26 protein-coding genes are annotated in these 24,673 nt (G+C 61.3%); 9 read left to right on the top strand and 17 right to left on the bottom strand.

Annotated features, from left to right (window positions below; genetic code table 11):
* Window positions 1–20: 20 nt before the first annotated feature.
* The 5 genes from fdxA to P0D52_RS10875 all read right to left on the bottom strand — a co-directional run bounded on the left by fdxA (window position 21) and on the right by P0D52_RS10875 (window position 4,563).
* Window positions 21–362 carry a ferredoxin FdxA gene (gene fdxA / locus P0D52_RS10895; RefSeq protein WP_394692682.1) on the bottom strand — a complete coding sequence of 114 codons (342 nt, stop codon included), beginning with the start codon at window positions 360–362 and terminating at the stop codon, window positions 21–23.
* Window positions 363–426: 64 nt separating this feature from the next.
* Complete coding sequence (locus P0D52_RS10890; RefSeq protein ID WP_394692681.1) at window positions 427–879, bottom strand: TerB family tellurite resistance protein; 453 nt, start codon at window positions 877–879, stop codon at window positions 427–429.
* Complete coding sequence (locus P0D52_RS10885; protein ID WP_394692680.1) at window positions 872–1,168, bottom strand: RNA-binding S4 domain-containing protein; 297 nt, start codon at window positions 1,166–1,168, stop codon at window positions 872–874. Before P0D52_RS10885 ends, P0D52_RS10890 begins: the two co-directional genes overlap by 8 nt.
* Entirely contained in the window at window positions 1,165–3,735 is a 2,571-nt protein-coding gene (locus tag P0D52_RS10880) for a helicase-related protein (protein ID WP_394692679.1), read from the bottom strand. The genes P0D52_RS10885 and P0D52_RS10880 overlap by 4 nt, the downstream gene beginning before the upstream one ends.
* Window positions 3,736–3,750: 15 nt before the next feature.
* Entirely contained in the window at window positions 3,751–4,563 is an 813-nt protein-coding gene (locus P0D52_RS10875) for a DUF3108 domain-containing protein (protein WP_394692678.1), read from the bottom strand.
* Between the two features lie 198 nt (window positions 4,564–4,761).
* Between P0D52_RS10875 and rpmB the strand changes: the two genes are divergently transcribed.
* The 3 genes from rpmB to P0D52_RS10860 all read left to right on the top strand — a co-directional run bounded on the left by rpmB (window position 4,762) and on the right by P0D52_RS10860 (window position 7,398).
* Window positions 4,762–5,049: a 50S ribosomal protein L28 gene (gene rpmB / locus P0D52_RS10870; RefSeq protein WP_394692677.1), complete on the top strand. Its 288-nt coding sequence runs from the start codon at window positions 4,762–4,764 to the stop codon at window positions 5,047–5,049.
* 71 nt (window positions 5,050–5,120) lie between these two features.
* Window positions 5,121–5,681: a cysteine hydrolase family protein gene (locus P0D52_RS10865; RefSeq protein WP_394692676.1), complete on the top strand. Its 561-nt coding sequence runs from the start codon at window positions 5,121–5,123 to the stop codon at window positions 5,679–5,681.
* Between the two features lie 28 nt (window positions 5,682–5,709).
* Complete coding sequence (locus tag P0D52_RS10860; protein WP_394692675.1) at window positions 5,710–7,398, top strand: amidohydrolase; 1,689 nt, start codon at window positions 5,710–5,712, stop codon at window positions 7,396–7,398.
* A 210-nt stretch (window positions 7,399–7,608) separates the two neighbouring features.
* On the opposite strand, the gene P0D52_RS10855 is transcribed toward P0D52_RS10860, so the two are convergent.
* From P0D52_RS10855 to P0D52_RS10835, 5 genes are all read right to left on the bottom strand, one after another.
* Entirely contained in the window at window positions 7,609–8,604 is a 996-nt protein-coding gene (locus P0D52_RS10855) for an esterase-like activity of phytase family protein (RefSeq protein WP_394692674.1), read from the bottom strand.
* Window positions 8,601–10,511 carry a cobaltochelatase subunit CobT gene (gene cobT, locus P0D52_RS10850; protein ID WP_394692673.1) on the bottom strand — a complete coding sequence of 637 codons (1,911 nt, stop codon included), beginning with the start codon at window positions 10,509–10,511 and terminating at the stop codon, window positions 8,601–8,603. Before cobT ends, P0D52_RS10855 begins: the two co-directional genes overlap by 4 nt.
* Window positions 10,508–11,128, bottom strand: coding sequence for an HNH endonuclease (locus P0D52_RS10845; protein ID WP_394692672.1), 621 nt, complete (start codon window positions 11,126–11,128; stop codon window positions 10,508–10,510). Before P0D52_RS10845 ends, cobT begins: the two co-directional genes overlap by 4 nt.
* A gap of 6 nt (window positions 11,129–11,134) precedes the next feature.
* Window positions 11,135–12,136, bottom strand: a complete 1,002-nt coding sequence (gene cobS / locus P0D52_RS10840; RefSeq protein WP_394692671.1) for a cobaltochelatase subunit CobS — start codon at window positions 12,134–12,136, stop codon at window positions 11,135–11,137.
* 111 nt (window positions 12,137–12,247) lie between these two features.
* The gene (locus P0D52_RS10835) at window positions 12,248–12,865 is read right to left on the bottom strand and encodes a J domain-containing protein (protein ID WP_394692670.1); all 618 of its coding nucleotides are present in this window, start codon (window positions 12,863–12,865) and stop codon (window positions 12,248–12,250) included.
* 55 nt (window positions 12,866–12,920) lie between these two features.
* Here P0D52_RS10835 and P0D52_RS10830 point away from each other — a divergent pair, with 55 nt between their 5' ends.
* Window positions 12,921–13,178, top strand: coding sequence for a BolA family protein (locus P0D52_RS10830; protein WP_394692669.1), 258 nt, complete (start codon window positions 12,921–12,923; stop codon window positions 13,176–13,178).
* Window positions 13,179–13,221: 43 nt separating this feature from the next.
* Here the strand turns inward: P0D52_RS10830 and P0D52_RS10825 are convergent, their stop codons facing one another.
* Complete coding sequence (locus P0D52_RS10825) at window positions 13,222–13,596, bottom strand: endonuclease domain-containing protein (protein ID WP_394692668.1); 375 nt, start codon at window positions 13,594–13,596, stop codon at window positions 13,222–13,224.
* An 88-nt stretch (window positions 13,597–13,684) separates the two neighbouring features.
* Between P0D52_RS10825 and P0D52_RS10820 the strand changes: the two genes are divergently transcribed.
* A complete protein-coding gene (locus P0D52_RS10820; protein ID WP_394692667.1) occupies window positions 13,685–14,131 on the top strand; it encodes a YaiI/YqxD family protein in 447 nt (148 codons plus the stop codon).
* Here P0D52_RS10820 and P0D52_RS10815 read toward each other — a convergent pair.
* Genes P0D52_RS10815 through P0D52_RS10805 form a run of 3 tightly spaced genes read right to left on the bottom strand, consistent with a single transcriptional unit; the run spans window position 14,128 to window position 17,034 of the window.
* Complete coding sequence (locus P0D52_RS10815; protein ID WP_394692666.1) at window positions 14,128–15,399, bottom strand: HlyC/CorC family transporter; 1,272 nt, start codon at window positions 15,397–15,399, stop codon at window positions 14,128–14,130. The genes P0D52_RS10820 and P0D52_RS10815 overlap by 4 nt on opposite strands.
* Window positions 15,396–16,475, bottom strand: coding sequence for a 3-dehydroquinate synthase (gene aroB, locus P0D52_RS10810; RefSeq protein ID WP_394692665.1), 1,080 nt, complete (start codon window positions 16,473–16,475; stop codon window positions 15,396–15,398). Before aroB ends, P0D52_RS10815 begins: the two co-directional genes overlap by 4 nt.
* Window positions 16,468–17,034, bottom strand: coding sequence for a shikimate kinase (locus tag P0D52_RS10805; RefSeq protein ID WP_394692664.1), 567 nt, complete (start codon window positions 17,032–17,034; stop codon window positions 16,468–16,470). The genes aroB and P0D52_RS10805 overlap by 8 nt, the downstream gene beginning before the upstream one ends.
* A gap of 81 nt (window positions 17,035–17,115) precedes the next feature.
* Here P0D52_RS10805 and P0D52_RS10800 point away from each other — a divergent pair, with 81 nt between their 5' ends.
* The 4 genes from P0D52_RS10800 (at window position 17,116) to P0D52_RS10785 (ending at window position 20,835) form a co-directional block, all read left to right on the top strand.
* Window positions 17,116–17,256, top strand: a complete 141-nt coding sequence (locus tag P0D52_RS10800) for a hypothetical protein (RefSeq protein ID WP_394692663.1) — start codon at window positions 17,116–17,118, stop codon at window positions 17,254–17,256.
* Entirely contained in the window at window positions 17,231–18,838 is a 1,608-nt protein-coding gene (locus P0D52_RS10795) for a hypothetical protein (RefSeq protein WP_394692662.1), read from the top strand. The genes P0D52_RS10800 and P0D52_RS10795 overlap by 26 nt, the downstream gene beginning before the upstream one ends.
* Window positions 18,835–19,761 (top strand): site-specific tyrosine recombinase XerD, encoded by a 927-nt coding sequence (gene xerD / locus P0D52_RS10790; RefSeq protein ID WP_394692661.1) that lies wholly within the window; start codon window positions 18,835–18,837, stop codon window positions 19,759–19,761. Before P0D52_RS10795 ends, xerD begins: the two co-directional genes overlap by 4 nt.
* 90 nt (window positions 19,762–19,851) lie before the next feature.
* Window positions 19,852–20,835 carry an acetyl-CoA carboxylase carboxyltransferase subunit alpha gene (locus tag P0D52_RS10785; protein WP_394692660.1) on the top strand — a complete coding sequence of 328 codons (984 nt, stop codon included), beginning with the start codon at window positions 19,852–19,854 and terminating at the stop codon, window positions 20,833–20,835.
* Here P0D52_RS10785 and P0D52_RS10780 read toward each other — a convergent pair.
* The 3 genes from P0D52_RS10780 to secA are packed head-to-tail and all read right to left on the bottom strand — an operon-like array spanning window position 20,832 to window position 24,608.
* Window positions 20,832–21,401, bottom strand: coding sequence for a hypothetical protein (locus P0D52_RS10780; RefSeq protein WP_394692659.1), 570 nt, complete (start codon window positions 21,399–21,401; stop codon window positions 20,832–20,834). The genes P0D52_RS10785 and P0D52_RS10780 overlap by 4 nt on opposite strands.
* Complete coding sequence (locus P0D52_RS10775) at window positions 21,398–21,829, bottom strand: GNAT family N-acetyltransferase (protein WP_394692658.1); 432 nt, start codon at window positions 21,827–21,829, stop codon at window positions 21,398–21,400. Before P0D52_RS10775 ends, P0D52_RS10780 begins: the two co-directional genes overlap by 4 nt.
* Window positions 21,830–21,854: 25 nt before the next feature.
* Window positions 21,855–24,608 (bottom strand): preprotein translocase subunit SecA, encoded by a 2,754-nt coding sequence (gene secA, locus P0D52_RS10770; protein ID WP_394692657.1) that lies wholly within the window; start codon window positions 24,606–24,608, stop codon window positions 21,855–21,857.
* Window positions 24,609–24,673: the final 65 nt, after the last annotated feature.

Genomic DNA, 24,673 nt, shown 5'->3' with positions numbered 1-24,673 from the left:
TTCGTTGCCGGACGAATAGTTTACGTACCCTTGCCGGGCTTTTCCGAAAAGTATTTTTCGAACTTGCCGGTTTCGGTCTCGAATTTCTCGGCGTCAGGGGGCGGGTCGATCTTGAGAGAGATGACCGGCCAGATCTCGGCGTACTTGGAATTGATTGCCAGCCACTTGCCATCGGGATCATCTTCCGTGTCCGGCTTGATGGCTTCGACCGGGCATTCCGGCTCGCAAACGCCGCAATCAATGCACTCGTCGGGATGGATGACGAGGAAATTTTCGCCCTCATAGAAGCAATCGACCGGACACACCTCTACGCAGTCGGTGAATTTACAGCGCACGCACGCGTCGGTGACAATGTAAGTCATCGAATTGGGGTCCCGATCTCTTCGTAATTGGCCATACGCGACATGTGCCGAAGCAGCTAAAATGTCAACTTTTCCGGGCTGCGGCCTCTGCACGAGACCGGGCAAGTACCCGTTCGCGATCGCTGACGGCGAGCAGGGGCGCTACACGGCGGATAAAGGAATCCTCGAACGGAGATTTTTCGCCGTCCGCCAGAGCCACGCTCCAGAGGTGCTCAACCAGAGCAATGCGTTCCGGTGCCGGCAGGCAGGCCTTCACCACCTTGGTAAATTGATGGTGGTCGGCGGCATTCTCGGCCAATTCCTCGGCTTTGGTCTGCATGGCGGTGGCCGCATCATCATCCAGATTGAAGGCGGCGATCAGAATATTCCGGATCTGCCGGGCCTCGACATCGGCATAAATGCCATCAGATAGCGCGGCTTCGACCAGCAGCGCCGCGGCGGCGACCTGCGGATCCATTTCCGAGCGCGCCTCGGCCTTCTCCCCACCGGTCATCATCTTCTTGATGGCGTCAAACATCTGGCGCGTCCTCTTCGTCGACGAGTTGATATAAAGCGCGGGCTTCGTCCGCAGGCCCGCGCCGCTCACCCAGAGCCATGACCTTCAGGCTTACAATCCGGCTTCGCAAGGGGAAGGTCAATGTGTCACCGGGGCGAATGGCTGCGGAAGGTTTCTCGATTCGCCGCGTTTGCGGTCCGTCACCCACACGGACGCGGCCTTTGCCGACATAGGCCGCGGCGAGTGCCCTTGTTTTCATGAAGCGCGCGCGCCAGAGCCAGATGTCGATGCGAACCGACGCCTCGCTCATTTGCGCACCCGTCGTTTCGGCTGCTTTTTCGGGCGTCGGGAGGCGAAGTCTGCCTTCAGCGTCGCAAGCGCGGCAAAAGGCGTATCGGCAACCGGCGCCGCAGCAACCTTGATCGGAGCCTTGCGCATGCGCCGCCGGGCCCAACGCTCGCCTTGCGCCTTTTCGGGGTCGGGGCCTTTCTTCACGCGGCGGAAGCCGAGACTGGCCAATACACCGCGCAAATCCTGCACCGAACACCCCAGCAAGGAGGTCATCGCCGGCGACAATTCGAAGTCCCGCGCCTTGCCCGTTTCGCGTGCATCGCGCACCGCATCCGCGAGGCGTTCCAGCATATCAATCCGGATGGCGCGGGGCCCACATCGCTGAAATCCGGCCGCTGCATAGTCTGCCCGGGACCGGGACTCGTCGGCGGCGATGCTCATCAACCCCGGTGCTGGCAAAAACATGCGCTGCATATTTCCGGCATGAACCGCGCGCAAAAGCGCCGACAGCGCAGCTGTCTTCGGTTTGATCAGCGCGGGAATGAAAACCGAGAATTCGCCAATACGGATTCCGAGCTTCCGCATCGCGCGGCGTTCCGCCTGGGACAACAAGCGGACGTCATCTTCCACCTCGCGCCGGGCCATGGCACCGCCACTTTCGGCCAGCCGGAAAGCCAGCCCCCGTGCCAGACCGGTCAGGGCGACGGAAGAATTGTCTGATGTCACCCGCAGAAGAGGGGCCATCTGGGCGGCGATGTGTTGCTGGATCCGGCGTTCAACATTCTCCTGCGCCCGAAGCCGCGCCTCGGAGGCCCCCAGCTCACCGCCCATCAGGGCGATGCCGGGGCGGTCCGGCGTTGAGCCGGCGACCAGTTGCGCGATGGTCCAGTCCTGCCAGATTATCCGGCCCTCAACGTCTAGCGTCAGATCTGTCAGCGCGGCCTTGGCGAGTGCGCCCAGGCGGCGATTGACCTCGGGCCGAAGGGCCTTTTCGGCCGCCTGGCGCAGAGCGCGCGCTTCCAGCGCCGCGCCCTCGACATCGGCCTTGAAAACCAGGCCTTCCAGATGGCCGACCGCATGGCCTTCGACCCTCACCGCGCCATCCGCGGCAAGGTCGGTCTCGAGCGCCTTGTCGGCGCGCAGCCCCTTGACCAGCGCCGCTGTACGCCGGTCCACAAAGCGCTGGGTCAGATTTTCATGCAAGGCATCGGAGAGCCGGTCCTCGACCTCCCGCGCCCGCTCGCGCCAGAAATCGGCGTCCTGCGCCCAATCACCGCGATGCGCGACATAGGCCCAGGTCCGGACCTGAGCGAGGCGTTGCGAAAGCACATGCACATCGCCGCCCATCTTGTCGAGCCGGTCAAACTGGGCCGCCATGAAGTCGGTTGGCAACCGGCCATGCGGCCCGCGCAAATGCGTCAGGATCTGACTGATCAGCCGCACATGAGCATCCAGCGAGACTTTGCGGAAGTCGGGAATCCGGCAGATATCCCAGATCAGTTCCGTGCCTTGCGGTGTGCGGCCGAGATCCCGTACCGCTTCATCTTTTGCCAGCAAATCCAGCGACAATTCATCAATCGTTTCGCGCGTGCGCCTCAGAAGCGGATTGCGGGATGGCCGCGACAGGCTGCGTTGCAGCTGGTCGATGGAGCGCAGATCCAGATCACTATTGCGCCACTGGATCTGATCGAGATGCGGAAAGGTGTGATTTTCTATCGCCCCGATCAGTTCGTGTTCAAACGGTTTGGACTGACCGGTCTCGCCAAATGTCCCGTCCTGCCGGAAGCGGCCCGCCCGGCCGGCAATCTGACCCATTTCGTTGGCGAAGAGACGGCGCCGCCGGCGGCCGTCAAACTTTTCCCGCTCGGCGAAGGCAACATGATCGACATTCATGTTGAGGCCCATGCCGACCGCATCCGTGGCGATGAGATAGTCCACCTCACCGGATTGATAGAGGTCGACCTGCGAGTTGCGGGTGCGCGGGCTGAGCGCACCCATCACCACGGCCGCCCCACCGCGTTGCCGGCGGATCAGCTCGGCAATCGCGTAAACGCTCTCCGAAGAAAAAGCGACGATGGCCGAGCGCCGCGGCAGGCGGGCCAGCTTGGTCGGTCCGGCATAGCTCAGGGTCGAAAACCGTTCGCGGGTAACAATATCGGCGTCAGGCACCAGATGCTGGATGATCGGGCGCATGGATTCCGCGCCCAGCAGCATGGTCTCTTCGGTCCCGCGTGAATGCAGGATGCGGTCGGTAAAGACATGCCCGCGTTCTGGATCGGCCGCCAGCTGGATTTCGTCAATCGCGACAAAGGCGGCCTCGAAGCTCAAAGGCATGGCTTCAACGGTGCAAATGAAATAACGCGCTGTGGGCGGTACGATTTTTTCTTCGCCCGTGACCAGCGCCGTCGCGCGATAGCCCTTCTCCTTCACCACACGGTCATAGATTTCCCGGGCGAGGAGGCGCAGCGGCAAGCCGATCATTCCGGACCGGCGTGCCAGCATGCGTTCTACGGCTAGGTGGGTCTTGCCGGTATTCGTCGGGCCGAGAATGGCGGTGAGGGGCGCATAGGCAGTCATGCCCGCCATATAGAGGGGTTTGGCCTATTCGGCGACCGGCTCCACGGAAATTGACCGGGCTTCGATCGTGATCGCACCGAAACCGGAATTCGTGCGGATGCGTACGGGCAGGTAAATCTGCTCGTCATTGAAGGGGGCCAGCCACAGCACCACCGGCTCTGCAATATCCGATTCGGATGGCATGTCCTCGGGATCATAGCCGGCAATGGGCTCGTAAAAGGCATGGCACCGCACGGCATTGCCCCGCCAGGCGCGGGTGCGAATGTCGTTCGAGCCTGCCACTTCCAGCCGCAAGTCATAGCGTGCCTTGCCGTCAAACACCGGGATCCGGCCCGAGCATATCTCACCCGGTTCGGATGACTGCCGCAGCCCAAGGCGCAGTAGTGCGCTGACCGGATCTATGGCACCGTCGCGCTGGCTTTCATTGGCCGGGGGCTCACCCATGGATCCAAAAGGCGGGACCACGTCCGGCACGGCCATCCCGTCCGGAAAATCAATGCCGACAACCCGTCCCGATCCGCTGGAATGGTTCAGATGTTCATACCGCCACGGCCGCAAGGCCCCGTCGGAATAGCCCGAAATCCCGGCTTCGATATCGGCATCGGAAAACAGGGCGGCGAGACCCGCCGTCGTGAACCGCGCTGTGGCACCATAGGTCTCATCGCCGATTTCACCGCTCAGCTGGATATTCGCAACGCGGAAGACGATGACCGAGCCCGAATAGACGATATTGAGGTTCATCGGCGCCGGGGCCGGTGCATCCACCGCATCACGGGCGTGGGATACAGTTGACATGGCAAGGGCGAAGGATGTTGCCGCCAGGATAGAAAGACGCATAGGCATTACTCCAAAAAACACATCCCGCCCGCTGAAATCGAATGAAACCCGTATCGCGCATTCCACATGGCTGCAAGATGAATGCTTAAGCCGCCCCGCAGTGCTTGACGAATGCATCCGCCTTGGGTAAGTCCCGCGGCTCCTCGCCGCACGGTTACGTTTGGCGTGAAACGAATTTTTTGAATGAAGGTATAGGCCATGTCACGCCGTTGCGAACTTTCTGGTGTTGGTCCCGCTGTTGGAAACAATGTCTCCCACGCGAAGAACAGAACCCGCCGCCGGTTTCTGCCGAATCTCTGTGATGTGACCCTGGCCTCTGAAGCACTGGGTCAGTCCTACAAGGTTCGCATTGCGGCCAAGACGCTTCGCAGCGTCGACCATGTCGGCGGTCTGGATGCCTATCTGTTGAAGGCCAAGGACGAAAACCTGTCCGACAAGGTCATGAAGATCAAACGCGCCCTGAAAAAGAAAGTGGCTGCGGCCTAGGTCTCCGGACCCGGCAAGAGTTGAGCGCCCGCAGCTTCGGCCGCGGGCGTTTTTCGTTTGGGGAAGAATCCATGCTGGTCATCATGCCGGTTGATATTCAGCAGGGCCTCGATGAATGGCCGTATTGGGGCGGTGATCGCTCCACACCGGACTTCGAGCGCAATGTCGCCACGCTTCTGGCTGCGGCGCGCGCGGCAGGCCAGTCGCTTATCCATGTCAAACACAATTCCACGAATCCGGACAGCCTGCTGCGGCCCGGACAGGCCGGGAATGAATTCAAACCGGAAGCCCGGCCATTGGACGGCGAGCCCGTGATTGGCAAATCGGTGAACTCCGCCTTTATCGGCACCGGCCTTGAAACGCGCCTCAAGGAAATGGGCGCAAATCGCCTGATCATTTTCGGCCTGACGACCCAGCACTGCGTCTCCACCACAGTCCGCATGGCCGGCAATCTGGGTTTCGAGACGTTTCTGGTGAGCGATGCCACCGCTGCCTTCCCGATTCGCGATGCCAATGGCCATGTCATGGATGCCGAAACCGTTCACCGCGTTCACCTCGCCAGCATTGACGGAGAATTTGCGACCGTCATTTCCACGCAGGAAGCAGTTTCGCTTATCCGGTCTGCAGGCTAGGGTCTCTCCACACATCGAGGGGAAGACAATGCGTTTAGCGATTCTGGCATCCACACTCATTCTGGCCGCCTGTTCCGGGGAAGGAACGGTTCCGCCTGAAACCATGGCGGCAGAGGCCGCCGACAGCATCTATTCCGGCGGGCCGATCTATACGGCTGATGATGCGCAGGCGATGGTCGAGACCGTGGCCGTGCGCGACGGCCTGATCGTCTATGCCGGCGATGAGGCGGGTTTGCCCGACGGTTTGATGGGGGAGGACACTCAACGGGTCGATCTGGACGGCGCGGCCATGTATCCCGGCTTCACGGATGCCCATGTGCATGTCATGGGGCTGGGCGCGCGCGAGCGTTTGCTCAATCTGGAAGGCACATCCTCCATCGCCGACCTGCAGGCACGGGTGGCGGAGGCTGCCGAAGGGTTGCCGGAAGGAACCGTGCTGGAAGGCCGAGGCTGGATTGAAACGCATTGGCCTGAAGAGCGTTTTCCGAACCGCCAGGATCTGGATGAGGTCGCGCCAGGCATAGCGGTTTTTCTACGCCGGGCTGACGGCCATGCGCTGGTCGCCAACTCGCTGGCGCTGGAAATGGCGGGTATCACGGCCGAGAGTGTCGCACCGGAAGGCGGCGATATTCTGCGCGATGAAGATGGTGAACCCACCGGCATGCTGATTGATGCCGCCATGGGCCCGGTTGGCGCGCTGGGCAGCAATTTTGAGGGCGAAGACCGCGCCAATGTCTATATGGAAGGCGCCTGGTCGGCCGCCCGCTATGGCTGGACCGGGGCACACGACATGTCCGTACCCTGGGCCGATGTGGCCATGATCGAGGCGATGTCGGAAGACTTGCCGGTGCGCGTCTATATCTCTGCCAATCCGGACGCCTTCGGTCCGCTGGTGCGCGATGGATATGTCATCAGCGAGAACCGCCGGGTGATTGCGCGCGCGATCAAGCTTTACATGGATGGTGCGCTCGGCTCGCGCGGGGCGGCACTACTGGCACCCTATAGCGATGATGCGGGCAATTCCGGTCTGATGCTCAGCCGTGAAGACGAGACGCTTTCCGGCATGGTCACAGCGCTGCAGGAAGGCATCCAGCTGAACATTCACGCCATCGGGGACCGGGGCAATCAGCTTCTGCTCGACTGGATTGAGGAAGCCCAGGCGGTCGTCCCGGAAGATCAGCGCGCCATCGTGGAGGCCCGCTGGCGCGACGAACACACCCAGATCGTTGATCCGTCGGACATTCCGCGCTTTGCCGAGCTGGGCGTGATCCCGTCCATGCAGCCCAGCCACGCCATTGGCGACCTGTTTTTCGCCCCTGACCGGCTGGGGCCGGACCGGCTGGACGGCGCCTATGCGTGGCGGTCCTTCATCGATTCCGGCGTCGTCATCGCCGGCGGGTCGGATGCCCCGGTCGAGCGCGGCGATCCGCGCATTGAATTCTATGCTGCTGTTGCCCGCCGCGCGCTGGATGGCACCCAGAATGAAGACTGGCGTCCGGATCAGGCCGTGACGCGGGACGAAGCCCTGCGCATGTTCACCGCCTGGCCGGCCTATGCGTCATTCCGGGAGGATGAGCTGGGCCGTATCGTGGAAGGCCTGCGCGCGGATTTCACGGTGTTTTCGGACGACATCATGACCATTCCCGAGGAAGACATTCTGACGGTGGAACCGGTGATGACCGTGCTTGATGGCGAGATCATCTGGCAGGCGGAGTAATTGCGTGCTTCGAGGCTTTCCTGACGGAAAGCACCTCAGCATGAGGTGAGTATTTACACGTCACCCTCCGACTTGCCTGCCCTCGCGAAGGCGGGGGATCGGAGGGCCTCTATGACGAGATCGTCCGGTCAAGCCGGACGATGACGATGTTATTGAACATCTATACCTCATCCTGAGGAGCTCGCGATAGCGAGCCTCGAAGGAGGGCTGTCAATCGGCCTGCCCGGAAAACCCAAAACTCAGAAGCAGCGTCCGCTGGCTGCCATTGTAATTGTCGTCCGAGAGGATGAAGAGGCGCGCCTCGCCATTCACTTCGCCGAGGGCAATGCCCTCGAAATTATCAGCCGTCATGTCCGGGGTCAGGATGGCGAGCGTATCGATATTGTTGCGCTGCTCTTCGGTCTCCAGACCAAATTCGTCAAAACGCATGATGCGGATCGTATTGCCAACACCGCTGATATAGATGCGCTCCAGGAGATAAATCTCGCCATCGGGCGCACGGTCCAGACCGGTAACGCCAAATCCGGATTCCGCCGGATAGGGCAGGCCGGTAGCTTCGCCATCATCAGGCATCACCCAAAGCGTATGCGGCCGGCCATCAATGATGGGGTATTCGACGCCCGCCCAGAGGCCGTATTCGGCAGATGCCAGGCCTTCAATCCCGCCATTATCGCGCAGGCGGTCCGTGCCCGGCGGCGGCGTGATCGGGGTGGGCGTGGCAATGGCCACACCGGACCAGTCCGGCGCAATGTCATAACGCGCGATCCGGTGTTCGCGTTCGAAGCTGACGGCATAGGCGCCATTGCCAAGCGCAGCGAGGCCCTCGGCATCGGCGGCCCGGTCGACCAGTGGCTGGCCCGCGGCATCCAGCATCGGGGCATAAAACACATTGGACAGACCGGTCAGCTGGCCCGCTGCGTCAAATTCCAGATGTGTCGTCAGCCAGTAGGCGGAATCGGAAATCGCCAGCATCCGGTCGCCTTCAATCTCCATGCCGGACAACCCGCCGAAGCGTCCGTCGGAAGATGAGAGCACCAGCCCGCCGCGATATTCGAGCACGCCGATATCCAGCCGCTCGGGCGCGTCGGGGTAGAGCGGGACGCTGGCCGTTTCGACCCGGATCGGCCCCGCACCCGGATCATTGGAACAGGCCGCAAGGCCGGCGGCGAGGATCAGCGTTGCAGCGCACCCGGTCAGAAATCTCACACTTTTGCTCCCAGCTCGGCCCAGTCGGCCTTGGTCAGTCCGCGTGTACCGCCCGGCGATGACGCATTTATGGCAGGCCCGCGAAGGCCCGGCCCGTCCTTGTCGAACAGGGCGGCCAGCTGCTCGGTCATGGCGCCGCCCAATTGCTCGACATCGGTGATGGTCACCGCACGGCGATAATAGCGCGTCACATCGTGGCCGATACCAATGGCCAGCAATTCCACATCCGAACGGTTCTCGATCAGCGCGATCATCTCGCGCAAGTGCCGTTCCAGATAGGCACCGGGATTGGCCGATTGCGTGCCGTCATCCACGGGTGCCCCGTCGGAGATCACCATCAGAATGCGGCGTTGTTCCGGACGCATGGAAAGGCGTTTCCAGGCCCAAAGCAGGGCCTCGCCATCGATGTTTTCCTTGAGCAGGCCCTCGCGCATCATCAGGCCGAGATTGACGCGGCTGCGCCGCCAGGGCTCGTCGGCATTTTTATAGACGATATGGCGGATATCATTGAGGCGGCCGGGATTGACGGGCTTGCCCGCCTCGACCCAGGCTTCCTTGGCGCGGCCGCCTTTCCACGAGCGGGTGGTAAAGCCGAGCACTTCGGTCTTCACGCCGCAGCGCTCCAGCGTGCGGGCGAGGATGTCTGCACAGGAGGCCGCCGTCATGATCGGCCGTCCGCGCATGGAGCCGGAATTGTCGATCAGCAGGGTGACGATCGTGTCGCGGAAATCGGTTTCCTGCTCCTGCTTGAAGGAGAGGGGCGAGGTGGGATCGGTAACAACGCGTGTCAGGCGCGCAGGATCCAGCACACCTTCCTCCAGATCAAAGCTCCAGGAGCGCGTTTGCTGGGCCATCAGGCGGCGTTGCAGGCGGTTGGCGAGGCGTCCAACGACATTCTCCACGCCCTTCATGTGCTGGTCGAGATAATGGCGCAGGCGGGCCAGCTCTTCCTCGTCGCACAAATCTTCGGCGCGGATGATCTCGTCGAACTTGGTGGTGAAAATCCGGTAGGTTTCCGCCGGCCGGTCCTCGAAGCGGGCATAATTCGGGCGTTCGGCGCGCGCCGCCTCACCCGCGTCTTCATCGCTATCGAGCTCGCCAAGCGTTTCATCCGACTGATAGTCGATCTCGTCCTCGTCTGCGCTATCGCCATCGGCATCGACATCATCGCCCTGATCGCTGTCAGGCTCGGATTCGCCATCGTCCTCGCCGGTCTGCTGCTCGCGCTCTGTGCCGGCATCCTCGTCATTGTCGCTATCGGACTCTTCGGGATCGCCGCCCAGCTCATCGGCGAGGTCCAGATCGCGGATCACCTCTTCCAGCGCCCTGGCAAAAGCTTTCTGATCATCCGCGCTTTGCGCCAGCGCATCCAGCGCCTCGCCCGCGCGGGTTTCCAGATCCTCGCGCCAGACATTCATCAGGCCTTCGGCCAGCTTCGTCGTCGGGCGGCCGGTGATGCGCTCGCGGATCATGAGGCCCACCGCCTCGTTCAGGGGCGCTTGCTGACGGTCCTCGACCCGGTTCCAGCCTTTCTGGACAGCTTTCGCCTCCAGCGCCGCCTCCAGATTGGCCGCGACGCCGCGCATTTCGCGCGCGCCCAGACTTTCGACCCGCGCCTGCTCGGCGGCTTCGAAGATCGCCCGCGCCTGTGATCCGGGCGGCAGGGTCTCGGCATAGGTCTGCTTGTTGTGATGCAGGAGCTTCAGCGCCATGGCATCGGCCCGCCCGCGCGCCGCCCTGGCCGATCCGGCATCCACCTCGCCCGGATTGGGCAAGGTCATCTTGCCCTTGGCGTAGCTCGCAATCTCGCCGCCAAAGCGCACTTCCAGATCCTTGTCCTGGGCAATCGCCCGGGCGGAAATGGCAAGAGCGCGCTTGAACGCATCGGCGAGGGGATTATCGGTCATTCGTTCAGTCTTTTCGCTAGCCGGTTTCGCAGAGTCCGTATGTTTCTGGCTCGTACTTGAATTTCAGCATAGGCGCTCGGCTCCAAAACTTGCCGCAGGTGTTTCCATAAATGCGAAATGTGTTTGCGGCCTTTCTTTCGATTGCATGGGCCACATGCGAGCACGGTGTTTGTCAATGCATTGGTGCCTCCGTCAAAAAGGGGAGTCACGTGATCGCGATGATAGCCGTGATCGATACCGATGCCGCAATAATAGCAACGCGACTGCTGTATCGCCAGCAATTCCAGAATTGCTGATCTCGGAGGTGGCTTCCCTGCCGTTTTCAAGCGCTCTTGCCGCTTCAACCGCCTCCGATAATCATACTCTCTCCGGCGACGATCAATTTTCCAAGCAGGCTCAACTATTTCATCAAAAACTCGCTCTGAACAAACCAAATGCCGGAAACCACCGTCTACTCCGCACGGGCATTCTGTTAAACTCTGGCTGCATTTCTGGCATTTTGCGTGCGTTGAAACAGCATCGAATAGCTCAGTTTCCCAATAGTCTTCATCACCGGCCGAGAAGCCGATATCTACCACCGTTTCGCCCGCATCATTTGCTTTGGTTAGAAACCACATCGCGGCTTACGCCGCGCTGGCGGGTTTCGCAGGCGAGGGTTTCAGCGGCGCCTCGGGCAGATCCTCGCCAAAGACCCGCTGATAGAATTCCGACACGATCGGGCGTTCCAGCTCGTCGCATTTGTTCAGGAAGGTCAGGCGGAAGGCATGGCCGACATCGCCGAAAATATCCGCATTCTCGGCCCATGTGAGCACGGTGCGCGGGCTCATCACGGTGGAGATATCGCCATTCATGAAGGCATCACGGCTCATATCCGCCACCTTCACCATATCGGCGATGGTCTTCCTGCCTTCATCGGTCGCGGCCATGTCCGGCAGGCGCGAACGGATGATCTTTTCTTCGGTTTCTGCCGGCAGATAATTCAGCGTGGCCACGATCGACCAACGGTCCATCTGGCCCTGATTGATCTGTTGGGTGCCATGATACAGCCCGGATGTATCGCCAAGGCCAATGGTATTGGTTGTAGAGAACAGGCGGAAACAGGGATGCGGGCGGATCACCTTGGTCTGGTCCAGCAGGGTGAGCGAGCCGGAGGCCTCCAGCACGCGCTGGATCACGAACATCACATCCGGACGTCCGGCGTCATATTCGTCAAAGAGCAGAGCGACAGGACGTTGCAGCGCCCACGGCAGAATGCCTTCCTGGAATTCGGTGACCTGCTTGCCATCGCGCAACACGATGGCGTCCTTGCCGACCATATCGATCCGCGAGACGTGGCTGTCGAGATTGATCCGGATCATCGGCCAATTCAGGCGCGCAGCGACCTGTTCCACATGGGTGGATTTGCCGGTGCCGTGATAGCCCTGGATCATTACCCGGCGATTGCGCGCAAAGCCCGCGAGGATGGCCCGCGTGGTGGCCGGATCGAACACATAGGCCGGGTCGACGGGCGGTGAATGCTCGTCAGCTTGCGAAAAGGCCATGACCTCGAAGCCGGGATCAAAGCCGAACAGGGCTTCGCAATCGGCGACGATATCGGGTTCATTCAGGGGAAAATTATCGCTCATGGCACTCATATATCGGGTGAATCGCGCCGGTATCCAGCACGGCTTTCATGTGGAGTGTCTGACTAGCACGCGGCTGGCGGGCGCGGAAAGACCACGCCTGCTCACAACGTGTTACGCCATTCCCGCATTTTTGAGGATCTGATAGGCGTGAATCACGCGGCCCAGCTGTTCTTCGGAAGACCGGTCGCCGCCATTCGCGTCCGGGTGAAAGCGTTTCACCATCTCCGCATAGCGCTTCTTGATGACGCTCTTGCTCTCGCTGCCATCCAGATTCAGCGTTTCAAGCGCCATGGATTGCAGCTTGCCATAGCGTTTGCGGCGCTCTTCGGGCGGCACATCGTTTTCCGGACGCTTGCCGAACAGATTGTAGGGATCGGTGAAGCCGTCCCGGAAATCCTTCGATGCCTTGCCCGCTTTCGCGCGCTTGCCGGTATTGGAGCGGAAATTCCAGGTCGGACGATGGCCATAATGCGCCGAGGCGTTGAAGGCGGCGACGGCGTCCTCGTCCATATCCTCGAAGAAATTCCAAGACTTGTTGTACTGCGCCGCATGTGTCTTGCAGAACCAGTGCACATCATTCAGATCCGCAGTGCCCTTGGGCGCACGGCAATCACCATGCGCGCGGCAGCCCGGCCATTCACACACCCGCTCTTCAGGCGCCGCCTGATCGCTTGGCGGCTTGATGCGGATGTCTTTAAAGCGCGGCTTGTAGTTAAAATCGCCTTCCATATGCCTAAGTATGGGGCGACAGGGATTAAGCGGCAACTAAGCGGAGGTGTAATTGGTGGGTGAAGTTCAGCAAACAATCGAAAAAAAACTGCGGGAAGCCTTCTCTCCGGAGGCGCTCATCGTCACCGATGAGAGCGCCCTTCATGCCGGCCATGCCGGTGCGCCGGACGGCGGGCAGAGCCATTTTCATGTCGAGATATCCGCGGCGGCTCTGGCGGGATTGTCTCGCGTGGAACGGCAACGCGCCATCAACAAGGCCCTGGCCGAGGAACTCGCCGGCCCGGTGCATGCTCTGCGCATGACGGTGCGGTGATTACCCCTCGCCCCGCTTGTGGGGAGAGGGAAGAGAAACCGGATTATGAATCCGGTTTCGAGGGTGAGGGGTTCTTTTCCAGATACCGGACAGCTGCGAGAATTGTTTCGGAGACACCTTCGATATTGGTCAGTATGTCATGGTTCCAGAATCGAACGACCCGCCAGTCGTTGGCTTCCAGCCATTCAGTACGTTTTTCATCATACGTGATTTGGTCGGCATGTTGCCCGCCATCTGCTTCGATGATGAGTTTCAGTTCAAGACACGCAAAATCCGCGATAAACGGGCCAATCGGGAATTGCCGTTTGAATTTGTATCCGGCCAGCCGGCGGGCGCGCAGAAGGTACCAAAGCTTGCTCTCTGCATCGGTCTGCTCGCGCCTGAGTTTACGGGCTCTATCGCGGTTCGGATGTCGCACCCCCTCACCCTACCCTCTCCCCCTGAAGGGGGCGAGGGGAAATTCGTGCGGCGCTTGAATCCTCAGCAGGACGCAATAAGAAAACGCCATGACCCTTTATATTGATGCCGATGCCTGTCCGGTGAAGGACGAAGCGATTCGCGTCGCCGAGCGTCACGAGACCGAGGTGAAACTCGTCTGTGATGGCGGCCTGCGCCGCCCGCAAAGCCAATGGGCGGAGCTGGTGATCGTGCCGGAAGGCGCGGACGCGGCGGATGACTGGATCGCGGAGCGGATCGGTCCGGGCGATATCTGCGTGACCAGCGACATTCCCTTGGCCGACCGCTGCCTGAAGGCGGGCGGGCTCGCCATTGATCACAAGGGCAAGGCCTTTGATGCCGACAATATCGGGTCCGTTCTGGCAACGCGAAATCTGATGACGGATCTGCGTTCCGCGGGCGCAATGGAGGGCGGGGGCGGCCGGCCCTATACCCCGCGCGACCGCTCCGCTTTCCTCAACGGGCTCGAAATCCTGTTTCAGAAGCTGAAGCGCTAGGCTTCTTCCGGCAATTCCTGGACCCGCATCAGAACGATCTGATTACGCACGCGTTCGATAATCTCGAAACGCGCGCCATGAAAGCTGAAGACCTGTCCCGGTTCTGGAATGGTCTGGCTTTCATGAATGACAAGCCCGGCCATGGTGACCGCTTCCTCATCCGGCAAATCCCAGTCCAGAGCGCGGTTGACGTCACGAATGGGCGTATGCCCGTCGACCATCCAGACGCCCTCGGATTCCATGCGCACACCATCGACGACAATGTCGTGCTCGTCCTCGATCTCGCCGACAATCTCCTCGAGGATGTCCTCCAGCGTCACCAGCCCCATAAGCGCGCCATACTCATCGACGACCAAGGCAAAGTGCTCGCGCTTTTCGCGGAAGGCGTTGAGCTGATCGAGCAGTTCGGTTGTTTCCGGCACAAACCAGGGCTCGCGCATGACCTTGTCGAGGGCGATGGCGGTGGCGTCCCCACCCGCATTGAGCAGGGCGCGCGCCAGATCCCGCGCATGCAGAACGCCGACGATATTCTCGGCATCGTCTTCATAAAGCGGCAGGCGCGTATGCGGACTGTTCAGCGCCGCGGCGACAATCTCCTCGACCGGCAGTTTGGCGTCGATCATGGTGATATTCTTGCGGTGGACCATGACATCATCGACGGTCAGCTCGCGCAGATCGAGCACGCCGCCGAGCATGTCGCGGTCATCCTTGACCACGCCGCCTTCCTGGTGGTGCAGATCGATATGGCCGCGCAACTCATCGTGCGAGGACAGGACCGGGCCTTCCACGCGCGCGCCCATCATGCGCAAGGCAAAGCGGACAATCGCCTGAACTGTGCCCACGATCGGCGCAAAAATGCGCACGAAGAGCAGGATGGGCAACGAAACCGCTTGCGCAAACCGGTCCGGGTTGGACAGGGCATAGGTCTTGGGCAGCACTTCCGCGAAAATCAGCACCAATGCCGTCATCACCAGCGTCGCATAGACGACGCCGTGCTCGCCAAAGAGCTCCAGAAAGACCGCTGTGGCCATGGCGGAGGCCAGAATATTGACGAGGTTATTGCCCAGCAGAATGCCGCCAATCAGCCGCTCCCGGTCTTCGGTCAGCAAGGTCACCCGGCGGGCTGCGTGTTGGCCCTCCTTTTCCAGCTGCAGCATCCGCGCCCGCGACACGGCGGTGAGGGACGTCTCCGAGCCCGAGAAAAAAGCGGACATCAGGAGCAGGAGCACAATTCCGCCAAGCGAAATCAGGATCCATGTCTCGGTCATTGTATCTGGTCTTTCAGAAAGTTGAGGAGATCGGCCGGATCGGCCTGATCGTGGATAAAGGCATTGCCAATGCCGCGCGCAAGGACAAGGCGGATGGCGCCGCCGGAATTCTTCTTATCATGACGCATGCGGTCCAGCATAGACTCCGCTGAAAAGGGCGCGCCGGGCAGGGCGGACAGCCGTGTTTCCAGGCCTGTGCGCTGCAGATGGCCGCGGACCCGCTTTGCATCCGCTGCCGGACAAAAGCCCAGCCGCACCGAATAGTCGAAGGCCAGCCCCAGACCCGCTGCGACCGCTTCACCATGCAAAAGCGCGCCTCCGGCCTCGCTTTCCAGCGCATGCCCGAATGTATGGCCGAGATTGAGCAGCGCCCGCTGTCCGGCTTCGCGCTCGTCGGCGGCCACGATTTTCGCCTTGAAAGCGATGGCGGTCGTGAGGTGCGCTTGAAGATCATCCATGCCGGTTGAGTTTTCCAGCCGCGCGAAAAAGTCGGCATCGCCTATCAGCGCTGCCTTGATGATCTCCGCCAGGCCCGCCCGCATCTGCCGCTCGGGCAGGGTCGGCAGAAAAGCGAGATCGGCAATCACAAGGCTGGGCTGGTGAAACACACCAACCAGATTCTTGCCTTGCGGCATGTTGATCGCTGTTTTGCCGCCGACCGATGAATCCGCCATGGCCAGCAGGGTTGTCGGGATCTGGATGACATCCATGCCGCGTTTGTAGAGCGCTGCGGCCAGCCCGGCGAGATCGCCGGTCACACCCCCGCCAATCGCCAGAATGGCATCACCGCGCTCCAGCCCCTGATCCAGCATTTGGCCCAGAACGGATTCAAGCCGTGCAAAGGATTTGGCACTTTCGCCAACCGGAATTTCAATCGCCTCGCCGGCCAGAGAAAGCCCTTCTACCGCCGCGCTGATTCTCGCAGCATGAAGCTGCGCCACTTGCGCATCCACCAGAACGGCAAAGCGGCGTCCGGGGCGAAAGACCTGGTGGAGCCGCGCTGTTTCCAGCGCGCCTTCGCCGACGATCACATCATAGCTGCGCCCGCCCAGATCAATGCCAATGGTCTCAGTCATTTACGGCCTTCGCCTCGAAGCCGTAATCAACCAGAGCCTCCAGAATGCGATTGACGGCGGTCGCATGCGGTCCGGTATCGCCCTGGATCTGGAGATTGGCCTCGGAATAGGCCGCTTCGCGTTTCGCCATCAGATCAGCCATCACCGCGCGCGGGTCTTCGGTCTGCAGGAGCGGCCGCGTATCCCGGCGCGACACTCGTTCCATCAGCGTATCCAGATCGGCCTTCAGCCAGACGGAGATCGCCTTCTCGCGCACCAGCCGGCGCGTCTCGTCATTCACGAAAGCGCCGCCCCCCAGGGCAATCACCGCCTGCGGTTCCTCCAGCAGCCGGGCAATGACGCGCCGTTCACCATCGCGAAAAGCGGTTTCACCGAAATCCGAGAAGATTTCCGCGACCGGGCGGTCTGCGGCCTTTTCGATTTCCTCATCGGCGTCGACGAATGGCAGATTCAGCGCTGCCGCGAGGCGTCGCCCGACCGTGGTCTTGCCCGCACCCATCAGCCCGACCAGCACGATCGAACGTTCAGAGGGCGGCAGTTCAGCAGAATCTTCACTCATTCGAACATCATATAGCCGTCAGCCTTGGTCTGGAAATTGCCGCATTCACCCGTAATGTGACGATAAGCACTGGAGCATGCAATGCGTAACACACTGATTGCCCTGATTGTCGGCGTCGTCGTTCTGGTTGGAGGGTTATTTGTCCTCGCCATGATTGGCGGCGGTCTGGAGCCGCAAACCGAAGAGGTCCGCGTTGATGTCACCGACCAATTGTCTCGCTAGTCTCGCCCTTCTTTTGACGGCGGGCAGCCCCGCTATTCATGCCCAGCAGGATATCGAGGTCCGGCAACTGGGCGCGCTCGATCCGCTGGAAGTCGGGGTCGCGCAAAATGGCCTTGGCGATAATCTCTGGGCAGGCTCGACCGTGCAGACCGCGCTCAATGCGCTGGAAGCCCTGCCGTCGGCCAGCAGCGAGGGATATTCATCGCCTTCCCGGGCCAATCTTGTTGCGCTGGCACTCCTTTCCGGCGGCACCCCGCCGCAAGGCGGTCGCGGCAATGAGGCGCTAGCGACACTCCGCGCAGACCGCCTGCTCGCAGCCTCCGGCGCCGAAGCCGTTTATAGCCTGCTGGAGCGGACGCCCGGCCTTGATCGCGCGCCGAACCTGGCCCGCTTGCATGCCGAGACCGCTTTTGCGCTGGCCGCAGGCGATTCCGGTTGCCGCACAACCAATGGCCTGATTACCGGCCGCGACCAGCCCTACTGGCTGCGGGCGCGCGCCTTTTGTCATGCGCTCAATGGCGAGGACGCCGCAGCGGAATTGTCTGCCGATCTGGCACGCGCCAGCGAGCCGGACGCGAATTATGACGGCCTGCTCTATGCCATCACCATCGGCAGCTGGACGGTGGACAGCGTCTCGGCCGATACGGGCCTCGATTGGGCGCTCGCTGCCGTCTCCCCCGCAGAAGGCCGCCCCGTTGTCGATCTGGCCGGTGCGCCGCAATGGCTCGTCGATGTCGCCGAGGCCAATTCGAGCCGCCCCGAGCTGGAAGTTGAACCCGCCCTCGCGCTCGAAGGCCTTTCCATGCAGGAAGGCGTGGCGCGCGAAGAACGCCTCGATCAGCTCATCCGCCAGGATTATGACCGGCTTGTCGCCGCTCAGGCGCTGGGCATTGCGCTTCAGGAAGCGGACCGGGACAATGATTTCATGCGGGTCGCGCGCCGCTATGGCCGCGAGGTCGCGACGCTGCCGGTCGCTTATGAAACCATCGAGTTTGGCGGACGGTTTGCGCTGGCCGCGCTCGCTGTCGGTGATCTGGCGACCGCACGCAGCTGGCGCGAAGCGCTCGAAAACGGACCACCCGCCCGGCGCCTGTCTCCGCAATATGATCCGACAAAACCGGATATGATCATGGACACACCTTCAGATGATCGTCCGCAATGGAACCCGCCATCACCGGCCTATCTGGTTGGTCTCGATCTGGCCTTCAGCGTTGCGCAGGACCACATTCGCCGCTCGACCTCCGCCGCCCTGATACAGGCGCGTCTGGAAGCCGGCACTCAAGGCCTGGGCGATGTGGCAGGACTGGCTGGTCTGGGCGCTGGCGCTCCGGCAGATCTTCGTCTCGCACTGTTCAATGCACCGGCCGTGAATGTATCTCCGGCGCTGGCTGCCATGGATGCCGCCGCGCTGTCAGGGGCCCGAGCGGAAACGGCCTTGCTGGCCGCACAGGTGCTGGATGAAGGGCCTGCCGGTGCCACGCCTCTGGAGCTGATGCGGATTACCGCAGCACTCGACCGGGTTGGCCTGCGCGATATCGCCCTCTCTATCATGCTGGAACGCCTGATCGTGGAGCTGGCGTGAACGACGGTCAGCTGATCGATCTGTTTCTGGACATGATGGCGGCCGAGCGCGGGGCGGCAAAAAATACGCTGGATGCCTATCGCCGCGATCTGGAGGATATGTCGATGCGCCTGTCCGCGCACGGCACCGAGATGATCGAGGCCGACACGCGCCATCTGGAGGCCTGCCTCGCTGAAATGGCGCGCGAAGGCCTTGCGGCCTCGACTTCGGCCCGGCGATTGTCGGCGACGCGGCGCTTTTATCGCTTTTTATTGTCCGAAGGCACGCGCAGCGATGATCCGGCGCGGTCCATGTCCGGTCCCAAGCAGGGGCGGCCCCTGCCCAAAGTCCTGTCAGAAAAAGATGTCGATGCGCTGTTTGATGCCGCGGAGACGCTGGACGGGGCGCGCGGTCTGCGCGCCCGGGCCTTGCTGGAAATTCTCTATGCCGGCGGTTTGCGGGTCAGCGAACTCGTATCGCTGCCGCTCAATGCCATCGCCCGTTCCGAGAGCGCCATCTATGTGACCGGAAAGGGCGGCAAGGAAAGGCTGGTTCCGCTCACCCCGCCTGCGCTGGACGCGGTCAGCGCCTGGCTCGCCGTACGCGAAACCCATCTGCCCAAAGGCAAACCGTCCCAAAAAGCCCGGGCACAGCGATTCCTTTTTCCATCCTCCAGCGCGGCTGAAGGTCATCTGACGCGGGAACAATTTGCGCGGATCCTGAAAGAGATTGCGATCGCCGCCGGGCTCGACCCAAAGAAAATCTCGCCGCACGTTCTGCGGCATGCCTTTGCGACACACCTTCTGGCGAATGGCGCGGACCTGCGCAGTGTGCAGGCCTTGCTGGGCCATGCCGACATTTCCACCACCCAGATTTACACCCATGTTCTGGAAGAACGATTGCGGACGCTCGTCGAAACGGCCCACCCCCTGGCGAAGCGCTGACAACAACCGCAGACACGGCTTGTTCCTTGCATTGGGGATAGCTAGGTTGCCCACCGCTTCCGCAATCGGATGAATAACAAGACAGGCCAGATGTCAGACCCGACCCGGACCTACCTCGATTTTGAACGCCCCGTTGCCGAACTCGATGCCAAGATCGAGGAGCTCGAAACGCTGGCAGCGTCCAATACGACCGATGTGCCCGATGTGGCCGACGAGATCGCCAAGCTGCGCCAGAAATCGGCGGATCAGCTGGCGAGCCTTTATGAAAAGCTCGATCCCTGGCGCAAGACGCAGGTCGCCCGCCATCCCGAGCGTCCGCATTTCCGCGATTATCGCCGCCTGCTGATTGAGGATTTTGAAGAACTCTGCGGGGATCGCCGTTTCTCCGAAGACCCGGCGATCGTTGGCGGCATTGGACGATTCCATGGCCGCTCGGTCGTGGTGATGGGCCATGAGAAGGGCCGCGATACGCAGTCGCGGCTGAAGCACAATTTCGGCATGGCCCGGCCCGAAGGCTATCGCAAGGCCATTCGCCTGATGGACATGGCCGAGAAATTCAACATGCCGGTCCTGACCTTCGTCGATACGGCCGGGGCCTATCCCGGTGTCGGCGCGGAAGAACGCGGCCAGGCGGAGGCCATTGCCCGCTCCACCGAGCGCTGCCTGTCGCTGGGCGTCCCGCTGATTTCGGTCATTGCCGGCGAGGGCGGATCCGGCGGTGCTGTGGCGCTGGCCAGTGCCAACTCCATCATCATGCTCCAGCATTCGATCTATTCGGTGATTTCACCGGAGGGTTGCGCGTCCATCCTGTGGAAGGATTCCGCGCGCGCCCGCGATGCCGCGATTGCCATGAAGATCACGGCGCAGGACCTCAAGGAGCTGAAAATCATCGACCATATCGTCAAGGAACCGATCGGCGGCGCCCATCGCGCGCCCGACGACACGGTGCGCAAGGTCGGCGAGAAGATCGATTCGGTTCTGTCCGGTCTTGAAGGCTTACGCGCCAGTGACCTGCGCGCCCGCCGCCGCGAGCGTTTCCTCGCCATTGGCCGCCTTGAGGCGGGCGAAGGCTAGTACGGCGTTTCGAACAATTCCGGTCGTTTGCTGCGTAGGAGCGCCTGCATCCTCTGAATGTCGCTGTTGGCGGCCTTTATCGCGGCGGCCACCTTTTCGGACGTTCGGTCACTTAAGAGGTGCAGATCGAAAAAGTCCTCGGAATGAAGATAGAGCTGCCAGTAACCTTCCAGGATGTCTGCCAGATCATTTGGCGCTACCGCCTTGTCGCGCATTCTGAAGAAGGTTGGACCGTGTTCGGCCAGCTCTCCGCTCAGATCGCGCAGCCCTTCCGCACTGCCATGGGCCCAACGTAGCACGCAATCGAGGCGAATAAGCTCGGCATCGCTATCGGACAGCGGTGGCACATTCAGCGCTTTCTTTGCCGAAACAAAATCGCGATTGAACTCGTCAAGGTCCTCGTAGCACGTCGTCGCAAGGACAGCGACATCGACATGACTTTCACCCTGTTCCAGCAGCTTCATGGCAAACTGGACGGCTTTCTCCACCGGTAGTCGCCGGTTCTGATGAAAAGCCTGCGCCTCAATCGGCGACAGATTGTCGAATAACGTGTCCCGATGGCTCACAGCTGATACTCCAACCAGGGCAATGTCCGCCCCTCGAATACATCCGAGGGCCGGTCTTCAATAAAGTCCGCCCCCATGGCTTCGTAGAAGCCGCGCGCATCCGGGTCGGACAGAATGGTCATCACCGTTTCGCCCGCTTCGCGCAGACGCTGGGCGGCCTCCTGAAAAAGGACGCGTCCAGCGCCCGTTCCGATCTGGTCGGGTTCTATGAAGAGAAGGTCAAGATTACCCGCGGAATGGCCGGGATCGATCTGGCAGACGCCGACAATCCGGTCCTCATGGTCCAGCGCCACAAAGGCATGGTGCGCGTCCACGCAGTGCGGCTCGATCCGCAGATAGGGACGGCACGCCTCGACAAAGCTGGCGTCATATCCCCAATGAGCCTTGGACCGCAGGCAGAGCGCTGACAGCGCGTCGCACTCATCCATGCGCGCATCGCGCAGGCGGAGTGGCTCAGGTCGAGACGGTGGGGCCGCCGATGGCGCCATGACACTGCTTGAATTTCTTGCCGGAGCCACATGGGCAGGGCGCATTACGCGGCACCTTGCCCCAGCTGGCCGGATCGTTCGGATTACCCGCAGACGAAGTGCGTCGCTGGGTGGGCGCGACGCGCGGCGCAACAGGGGCGGCGTCCGGGCCATCCATCTCGTTTCGGCCCGTGCGCGGATCGATATGAGTGGTTTTCATGTCCGGCAAAGGAGCCGGTTTCGGCGGGGCTGCCGTCACGCGGACCTTCATCATCACCTTGGTGACATCTTCGCGAAGACTGCTGAGCAAGTGGTCGAACAGCGAGAAGGCCTCGGTCTTGTACTCGTCCAGCGGATTGCGCTGGCCATAGCCGCGCAGACCGATGATCGAGCGCAGCGATTCCAGACGCTGAAGGTGTTCGCGCCAACCCTTGTCGATGGTTTCCAGCAGGATTTGCTTCTCGACGCGGCGCATCAGTTCCGGGCCGGTTTCCGAGGCCTTGACGGCATAGGCGTTGTTCGCGGCCTCGACCAGTCGCTCGACGATTTCCTCGTCCGCAATGCCTTCTTCTTCCGCCCAGTCTTTCACCGGCAGATCGAGATTGAACGTCTCGATGATGGCGGCGTGCAAGCCTTCGACATCCCATTGATCGGGAAGGGCTTTCGGCGGAATGAAGCGCGAGACAATGTCTTCGGCGGTTTCCTGGCGCATATCACCGATCACATCCGACACATCCTCGTCGGTCATGAATTCGATGCGCTGTTCGAAGATCGCCTTGCGCTGATCATTCATCACGTCATCGTATTTCAGCACGTCCTTGCGGATCTCGAAATTGCGCTGCTCGACCTTCTTCTGGGAGGTCTCGATGGCTTTCGACATCCACGGGTGCTGGATGGATTCGCCTTCTTTCAGGCCCAGCGTCCGCATGATGGTATCGAGGCGCTCCGGTGCAAAAATCCGCAACAGATCATCCTCAACCGAAATGTAGAATTTGGTTCGGCCCGGATCGCCCTGGCGGCCCGAGCGGCCCCGCAACTGGTTATCGATCCGGCGGCTTTCATGGCGTTCGGTGGCCAGCACATACAGCCCGCCAGCGGCCAGCGCCTGTTCTTTCAGCTTTTTGACTTCCGCGGCGATTTCGGTCCGCTTGGCCTCAATGGCGGCCTCGTCGGGCGCCTTGCCTTTTTCGGTTTGCTCGTCGATCCAGTCATTCAGGCGGTATTCGACGTTCCCGCCCAGCTGAATGTCGGTTCCGCGGCCCGCCATATTGGTGGCGATGGTCACCGCGCCCGGCACGCCGGCCTGCGCGATGATCCGCGCTTCCTGCTCGTGATAGCGGGCGTTCAGCACCTGATGCTTGATCTTCTTCTTTTTCAGGAATTCGGCCAGCGCCTCGGACTTTTCAATCGAGACCGTGCCGACCAGAACCGGCTGACCCTTCTCGATGGACTGCTTGATGTCGGTGACGATGGCTTCATTCTTCTCCCGCGCCGTGCGGTAGACTTCGTCATCATCGTCAATCCGGGCAATCGGGCGATTGGTCGGAATTTCCGCCAGCCCCAGACCATAGATCGAATGAAACTCGTCCGCTTCGGTCGAGGCCGTACCGGTCATACCGCCCAGCTTTTCATACAGACGGAAATAGTTCTGGAAGGTGATGGAGGCCAGCGTCTGGTTCTCCGGCTGGATATCCGCGCCTTCCTTGGCTTCGATCGCCTGATGCAGCCCGTTGGACAGGCGGCGGCCCGGCATCATGCGGCCGGTAAATTCATCGATCAGCACGACCTTGCGGTCCTTGACGATATAGTCCTTGTCGATCTGGTGGACCTTGTGGGCGCGCAGGGCCTGATTGAGGTGGTGCACCACCATCACATTCTCGGCGTCGTAAAGATCACCCTCGTCGAGAAGGCCACGCTCGCGCAGCAAGTCCTCGATCTTGTCATTGCCCTCCTCGGTGATGAGGATGGACCGCGACTTCTCGTCGATTTCGTAATCTTCCTCGCTCAGGAGCGGGATGATGCTGTCCATCGTCTTGTAGAAGTCGGTTTTGTCTTCCGTCCGGCCGGAAATGATCAACGGCGTACGCGCTTCATCGATCAGGATGGAGTCGACCTCATCGACGATGGCGTAATGGTGACCGCGCTGAACCATCTCTTTCAGCGAGTATTTCATATTGTCGCGCAGATAATCGAAGCCGAGCTCGTTATTCGTCGCGTAGGTGATGTCGCAGGCATAGGCCTGACGGCGTTGTTCGTCCTGCAAGCCATTGAGAATGACGCCGGTCGTCATGCCTAGCTTGGCATAGACCTGACCCATCCATTCGGCATCGCGGCTGGCGAGATAGTCATTCACCGTCACGACGTGAACGCCCTTGCCCAGCAGCGCATTGAGATAGACCGGCGCAGTCGCGACGAGGGTCTTACCTTCGCCGGTTTTCATCTCGGCAATGTCACCCTCATGCAGGATGATGCCGCCGACCAGCTGCACATCATAATGGCGCTGGCCCAGGGACCGCTTCGCCGCCTCGCGGACGGCGGCAAAGGCTTCCGGCAAGAGCTTGTCCAGCGTTTCGCCATTTGCCACCCGCTGTTTGAACTCGGCCGTTTTGCCGAGCAGTTGTTCATCCGTCAGCGCCTCGAATTCCGGCTCCAGCGCATTGATGGCCTCCACACGCGGTTGAAGCTTCTTGATACGGCGATCATTGGGAGAGCCGAACAGTTTACGGGCAATGGAGAGCATGAAAAAACCTGTGCAAACGGGCGGGGCGAGACCGGAAAGACGGGGTCAACGGCTTGACGCGGCCC

The organism is Hyphobacterium sp. (genome assembly GCF_043584775.1).
Classification (GTDB): domain Bacteria; phylum Pseudomonadota; class Alphaproteobacteria; order Caulobacterales; family Maricaulaceae; genus Hyphobacterium.
Note: the sequence above shows the minus strand (reverse complement) of the source record. Positions and strands in the feature narration are given on the sequence as shown.

Bases quoted from the DNA above. Each gene is read 5' to 3' on its own strand.
- P0D52_RS10865 (WP_394692676.1), top strand. From the start codon at position 5,121: ATGCTGGTCATCATGCCGGTTGATATTCAGCAGGGCCTCGATGAATGG.
- P0D52_RS10795 (WP_394692662.1), top strand. From the start codon at position 17,231: ATGTCACCGACCAATTGTCTCGCTAGTCTCGCCCTTCTTTTGACGGCG.
- P0D52_RS10815 (WP_394692666.1), bottom strand. From the start codon at position 15,399: ATGACCGAGACATGGATCCTGATTTCGCTTGGCGGAATTGTGCTCCTG.
- P0D52_RS10890 (WP_394692681.1), bottom strand. From the start codon at position 879: ATGTTTGACGCCATCAAGAAGATGATGACCGGTGGGGAGAAGGCCGAG.
- P0D52_RS10885 (WP_394692680.1), bottom strand. From the start codon at position 1,168: ATGAGCGAGGCGTCGGTTCGCATCGACATCTGGCTCTGGCGCGCGCGC.
- P0D52_RS10835 (WP_394692670.1), bottom strand. From the start codon at position 12,865: ATGGAAGGCGATTTTAACTACAAGCCGCGCTTTAAAGACATCCGCATC.
- P0D52_RS10875 (WP_394692678.1), bottom strand. From the start codon at position 4,563: ATGCGTCTTTCTATCCTGGCGGCAACATCCTTCGCCCTTGCCATGTCA.
- P0D52_RS10775 (WP_394692658.1), bottom strand. From the start codon at position 21,829: ATGGATGAGTGCGACGCGCTGTCAGCGCTCTGCCTGCGGTCCAAGGCT.
- aroB (WP_394692665.1), bottom strand. From the start codon at position 16,475: ATGACTGAGACCATTGGCATTGATCTGGGCGGGCGCAGCTATGATGTG.
- P0D52_RS10785 (WP_394692660.1), top strand. From the start codon at position 19,852: ATGTCAGACCCGACCCGGACCTACCTCGATTTTGAACGCCCCGTTGCC.
- P0D52_RS10800 (WP_394692663.1), top strand. From the start codon at position 17,116: ATGCGTAACACACTGATTGCCCTGATTGTCGGCGTCGTCGTTCTGGTT.
- P0D52_RS10805 (WP_394692664.1), bottom strand. From the start codon at position 17,034: ATGAGTGAAGATTCTGCTGAACTGCCGCCCTCTGAACGTTCGATCGTG.
- rpmB (WP_394692677.1), top strand. From the start codon at position 4,762: ATGTCACGCCGTTGCGAACTTTCTGGTGTTGGTCCCGCTGTTGGAAAC.
- cobT (WP_394692673.1), bottom strand. From the start codon at position 10,511: ATGACCGATAATCCCCTCGCCGATGCGTTCAAGCGCGCTCTTGCCATT.
- cobS (WP_394692671.1), bottom strand. From the start codon at position 12,136: ATGAGCGATAATTTTCCCCTGAATGAACCCGATATCGTCGCCGATTGC.
- P0D52_RS10845 (WP_394692672.1), bottom strand. From the start codon at position 11,128: ATGTGGTTTCTAACCAAAGCAAATGATGCGGGCGAAACGGTGGTAGAT.
- fdxA (WP_394692682.1), bottom strand. From the start codon at position 362: ATGACTTACATTGTCACCGACGCGTGCGTGCGCTGTAAATTCACCGAC.
- P0D52_RS10880 (WP_394692679.1), bottom strand. From the start codon at position 3,735: ATGGCGGGCATGACTGCCTATGCGCCCCTCACCGCCATTCTCGGCCCG.
- secA (WP_394692657.1), bottom strand. From the start codon at position 24,608: ATGCTCTCCATTGCCCGTAAACTGTTCGGCTCTCCCAATGATCGCCGT.
- P0D52_RS10820 (WP_394692667.1), top strand. From the start codon at position 13,685: ATGACCCTTTATATTGATGCCGATGCCTGTCCGGTGAAGGACGAAGCG.
- P0D52_RS10860 (WP_394692675.1), top strand. From the start codon at position 5,710: ATGCGTTTAGCGATTCTGGCATCCACACTCATTCTGGCCGCCTGTTCC.